The sequence below is a fragment of the Xanthomonas sp. SHU 308 genome (genome assembly GCF_000364645.1).
GTDB classification, from domain to species: domain Bacteria; phylum Pseudomonadota; class Gammaproteobacteria; order Xanthomonadales; family Xanthomonadaceae; genus Xanthomonas_A; species Xanthomonas_A sontii.
In genome coordinates this window covers 1-4,909 of the sequence record NZ_AQOK01000180.1, presented here as the reverse complement: position 1 = coordinate 4,909, position 4,909 = coordinate 1, and the positions used below count along the sequence as shown (strand labels likewise).

The 4,909-nt window shown below is 66.9% G+C and carries 5 protein-coding genes and 1 pseudogene; 1 reads left to right on the top strand and 5 read right to left on the bottom strand.

Going from position 1 to position 4,909, the window contains the following annotated elements; translation table 11 throughout:
* Positions 1 to 179: pseudogene (locus tag D588_RS24225) on the top strand (YkgJ family cysteine cluster protein); the annotation flags it as partial.
* Positions 180 to 356: 177 nt separating this feature from the next.
* Here D588_RS24225 and D588_RS0107220 read toward each other — a convergent pair.
* The 5 genes from D588_RS0107220 to D588_RS0107200 form a co-directional block, all read right to left on the bottom strand.
* Positions 357 to 836, bottom strand: coding sequence for a hypothetical protein (locus D588_RS0107220; protein WP_017911453.1), 480 nt, complete (start codon positions 834 to 836; stop codon positions 357 to 359).
* A gap of 235 nt (positions 837 to 1,071) precedes the next feature.
* Entirely contained in the window at positions 1,072 to 1,977 is a 906-nt protein-coding gene (locus D588_RS0107215; RefSeq protein ID WP_017915499.1) for an alpha/beta fold hydrolase, read from the bottom strand.
* 85 nt (positions 1,978 to 2,062) lie between these two features.
* A complete protein-coding gene (locus D588_RS0107210; protein ID WP_173003392.1) occupies positions 2,063 to 3,235 on the bottom strand; it encodes a Fic family protein in 1,173 nt (390 codons plus the stop codon).
* 118 nt (positions 3,236 to 3,353) lie between these two features.
* On the bottom strand, positions 3,354 to 4,370 hold the full coding sequence (locus D588_RS0107205; protein ID WP_017907736.1) for a 3-oxoacyl-ACP synthase III: 1,017 nt from the start codon (positions 4,368 to 4,370) through the stop codon (positions 3,354 to 3,356).
* A gap of 102 nt (positions 4,371 to 4,472) precedes the next feature.
* Positions 4,473 to 4,790 carry a DUF4156 domain-containing protein gene (locus D588_RS0107200; protein ID WP_017907737.1) on the bottom strand — a complete coding sequence of 106 codons (318 nt, stop codon included), beginning with the start codon at positions 4,788 to 4,790 and terminating at the stop codon, positions 4,473 to 4,475.
* Positions 4,791 to 4,909: the final 119 nt, after the last annotated feature.

The following is a 4,909-nucleotide window of genomic DNA, read 5'->3' as shown; positions in this document are numbered from 1 at the left end:
CCTCCAGCCGCTGCAGCATCCACGAGCGGCGGCCGTCGGTGTGCGCCGCGGTACCGGCCTCGCTGGAGTTCGGCGAACGCAGCGCGCAGTGCGACAAGTCGCGGCTGGCGCACGGCCTGCCGCTGCTGACCCTGGCCGACTGGGACGGCGTAGTCGAACGCAATCTGCCAGACGCCTGAGCGGCGGCGCCGCCAGGACGGCAGGGAGGCCGTAGCATCTGCCCTTGTCGCCGCGGGACCAGCCGCGATCCGCGTTCCCGGCAACGCCCGGTCGCGGCTGTAGCCGCTCCTCCGCAAACTCCTGCAAACGCCCATCCTGGCGGCATCCGAAGCACGGCGGACGCGCGCCGCATCGGCTCAGCGGTGCTTCCACGCCGTCGGCACCGGATTGGTCACGGTGTTCTTTTCGAGGGTGTAGGTGCCGTTCTGCTGGGCGATGGCCTCGCCGGTGTCGACGATCGCGTTCTGGATGAAGACGTTCCTGTCCTCGCCACGGATGAAGGTCAACTGATGGAAGGCGGTCTTGTTGCCCCAGTCCTCGGACGGCAGCGAGATGAAGCGGATCGTGTAGGTCTGATCCTCGAAGCTGCCCTGCAGCACGTACACGCCGTAGTGGTTCTCGCCCTGCGAGATGATCTTGTACATGCCGTTGCTGTAGTAATAGATCTCCGCATCGGGGAACGGCTTCTTGTCGTACAGCTTGCGGTAGTGCAGCACCTGCTTCCAGGTGGGCTGGCCGAATCCGACCGTCAGCGTCTTGCCGTCCGCGGACGTGGTCAGGTCTTCCGCATGCGCACCAGGCACGCTCATCGCCGTCAACAGCATCGCCATCGCCATCGCTTTCACTCTCTGTCTCCTGTCCGATTGCGTGCAGCGTCCGCTTCCGCGCGACGCGCACGTCGGCGGCGACTGTACCCAGCCAACAATGTTGCATCACGGCAATCGGTAGCAGTTTGCGCGCGCCCGTGTAGACGATCCACGGCGCAACGCCGGCGGCAATCCCCTTCCTGCATGTGCGGCGCGCCGATAATGCGCGCCGCAGGAAGACGCCGGATCTGGCCGGCGTGCGTGCTCAGGACAGCGGATGTGCGTCCAGAAACCGGCGGATCGCCGGCACCAGCACCTCGTGCTTGTCTTCCAGCACGTAGTGGTTGGCATCCTCGAAGGCCATCACCTCGGCCTGCGGCAACGCGCGGCGGAAGCCTTCCAGGAAATGATGGTCGAAGCAGATGTCGCGCAGGCCCCAGCCGATGAAGGCGGGGCGATCGGCGAACGACGGCAATGCCTGCTCGGCCCGCGCCAGCAGCGACCAGGCCTTGTCCGCCGGCGACAGCGGAATGTCCTGCATGAAGCGGATCGTGGAAATGCGGTTGGCCCAATTGTCGTACGGCGCCACGTAGGCGCGACGCACATCGGCAGGCATGCGTCGCGACACGCCCAGCCACGACGCGCCCGAAGAGAACGCATTGAACGTGCGGATGAACCACTCGCCCGGGCGCCAGTGCCGGCCCATCGCGATCTGCCACGGCATCGGCTTGGCCGCCGGCAGCGGGAACGCCGCGGTATTGGTGATGACCAGGCGCCGCACCTGCGCATGGTGCGACAGCGCCCAACCGAAACCGATCATGCCGCCCCAGTCGTGCACCGCCAGCGTCACCGGCCCGTCGATGCGCAGATGCCGCAGCAGCGCGTCCAGGTCGTCCACGCGCGACCGCAGGGTGTACTCGTAACCCGGCTGCGCGCCCGGCGCATCGTCCGGCTTGTCCGACAGGCCCATGCCGATGTGGTCGGGCACGATGCAGCGGTAGCGGTCCGACAGCCCGCTCACCAGCGTGCGCCACAGATAGCTCCACGACGGATTGCCGTGCAGCATCACCACCACCTCGCCGTCGCGCGGACCTTCGTCGAGATAGGACATGTGCAGCCCCGGGCGGACCTGGAAGCGCTGCGGGGTGAAGGGATAGCCGGGGTAGTTCATGCGGGGCACCGATGCGAGATGGGGGAGGAAGACGGCGCCGCCGCGGCGCATGGCGCATTGCCGTCGGCGTGCGGCACTGGGGAACTCATAACGGCTGCGCACCCTCGCTGAGGATGTCCAGATAAGCCTGATAGGCGAACACGCGGTGCCGCTGCTGCCCGGTGAGTTCGTTGACGATGTCCAGATCCTGCAGGGTGCGGATGGCGGCACGGATCGTCGGTGCGCTGAGCGGCAAATGCGGCTGGACCTGTGGCACGCCCAGCAGGACACGACGGGCGAACTGCTCGTACACCAGGCCCACGTTGCCAGCGCGCGTTCCCAATCCGGCGATACGTGCGCGGTCGGCCGCCAGCAGCGCCAGCAGGCGCTGCGCGGTGGATACCGCCTGTTGCGCGGTGTCTGCAACGCCCTCGAGAAAGAAATCCAGCCAGCCTTCCCAGTCGCCCTCGGTGCGTACCGCGTTGAGGCGCTCGTAATAACGCGCGCGATGGCGCTTGAAGAACAGGCTCAGGTACAGGCTGGGCGCGCGCAGCACACCTTCGTTGCACAGGATCAACGCGATCAGCAGCCGCCCCAGCCTGCCGTTGCCATCGCTGAAGGGATGGATGGTTTCGAACTGCACATGCGCCAAGGCTGCCTTGACCATCGGCGAGACGTCGCGGCCCGGCGCGTGCAGGAAGCGCTCGAAGGCGGCCAGCACCGCATCCAGGGCTTCCGGCGGCGGCGGCACGAAGTGCGCCAACGCCGGCGAGGCACCGCCGATCCAGACCTGGCCCGAACGGAATTCGCCCGGACGTTTGCCGGCGCCACGCCCACCTTGCAGCAGCAGCGCGTGCATTTCGCGGATCAGGCGCAGCGACAGCGGGAAGTCATCCTCGCGCAAGCGCCGCAGCCCGTGGTTCAGCGCAGCGACGTAGTTGGAGACTTCTTCGACGTCGTCCAGAGGGACACCCGGTGCCTCGTCCAGCTCGAACAGCAGCAGATCGGACAGCGACGATTGCGTGCCCTCGATCTGCGAGGACAGGACCGCTTCCTTGCGCACGTAGTGGTAGAGGAACAGCTCCGGGTCCGGCAGCATCAGGGTGATGCCATCGAGGCGACCAAGCGCCTGGTCGGCCTGTTCCTTGCGCGCGATCAGCAGCGGCGCCGCCAACTGCAGCGGCGGCTCGGGCGGCAGCGGATCAGGAACGAACGCCTGATAACGGCTGCCGGCCAGCGACCCGGGGACATAGTGTCCGGTACAGCGTCGAGACGACATCAGGCAATCCTTGCCGTGGCCGGAGACGGCTCTTAGGAAAGAAATTTAGCAAATTTCTTTCTAAACACCCAAATACGGCACGCAAGGAAAATTTGCGCGCCTGTCCTGCGCCTGGCGCTTACCAAACAACCTCGGCCATCGAGCAGTTCAAGCCCGAGCCGATGCCCATCAGCGCGATCCGGTCGCCCTTCTTCAGGCGGCCCAGCTCGCGCAGCTTGCTCAGCACGATCGGTACGCTGGCCGGGCCGATGTTGCCGTATTCGCCGAAGATGGTCATGACCTTCTTCTGGTCGATCCCGAAGCTCTTCATGAAGGCCTTGGTGTGCGGAAGGCTGACCTGGTGGATGACGAACTGGTCCAGTTCGTCCACCGCCCACCCCAGCGCCTGCCGCGCGGCGGCGAAGGTCTTCTGGCCCAGCTTGAGGCCTTCGATCAGCAGCATGCGGGTGTCGGTGACCATGCGGTCCATGTTGCCCCGGCACAGGGTGTTCCACTGCGTGGCCGAGCGAGTCACGCCGCCGCGGTAGCGCGGCGCATCCGGTGCCAGGTCGGTACGCGCCATCACCATCGCCACGGCACCGCACCCCAGGGTCAGGGTCGCCATTTCGTCGCGGAAGGCGTCGGCGGTCAGGTCCTGCGAGGCCATCCGCTCCAGGGTCTTCTCGTACACCAGGTTGGCGGTCTCGCCATCGACCACCATCGCATAGTCGATATCGCCACGCTCGATCATGCGCGCCGCGATGTCCATGCCGTTGATGAAGGCCAGGCAGGCGTTGGCGACGTCGAAGGTCATGCACTGCTCGCTCACGCCCAGATTGCCGGCGACGATGCTGGCGGTGGACGGCTCCAGGTAATCGCGACTCACCGACGTGTTGACCAGCAGCCCGACCTGCCCAGCCTCGATGCCCGCATCGCCCATCGCCTTGCGCGCCGCCAGCGTCGCCACGTCGGACGCCTGCAGGTCCTGGTCCCACATGCGCCGCGCGTGGACGCCGGCGATGTCGCCGAGCACGTCGGCCCGGATCCGCAGCCGGTCCAGGGTTGGCTGCAGGCGCGCGTTGATCTGCTTGGAGGTCAGCGTGTGCGGCGCGTCGATATGCGCCAGTCCCGCGATCGAGACGTTGGTGAAGAGCATCGAGGTGTACGCCAGGGTCAGGCGAGGGGGCGCCAATTCTAGCGGTTACACCGTTTTACCGCATCTTTAACAAATCCCCGGAAAGCGTATGGTCTGAGCGGTTCAGCGGCCGCCGCACTGGTAGGCGGTGAAACGCTGGTCGCCATCGACCGGGTCGCCCATCGCCTGCACGGTGTTGGCGCCCACGCCAGGCGCCTCGTTGCGGGCCAGGGTCTCCAGCTCCTCGCGCACCCGCAGCGGGTTGCGCTGATAGAAGCCGACGCTGCTCTTCACCGACACCACCACCTCGCCGCGCTTCTCGCAGCCGCTGGCGGCCTGACCGGGCGGCAGGACCCGCACCCCTTTGCCTTCCGGCGCCATCGGCACCCAGGTGCAGCCGGCGAGCGTGGCGAGCAGGACGAAGGCGATCGGTAGACGCATGGACGGGCCCGTTGGCAGGTGAATCCGGATTGTGCCGCAAAACGCTGAATCGGCCATGACACCGTCGGCCAGCCGGCGCCGGCAGGCGGCGCGCGCCGGCCATCGCCGACGCGCACCTG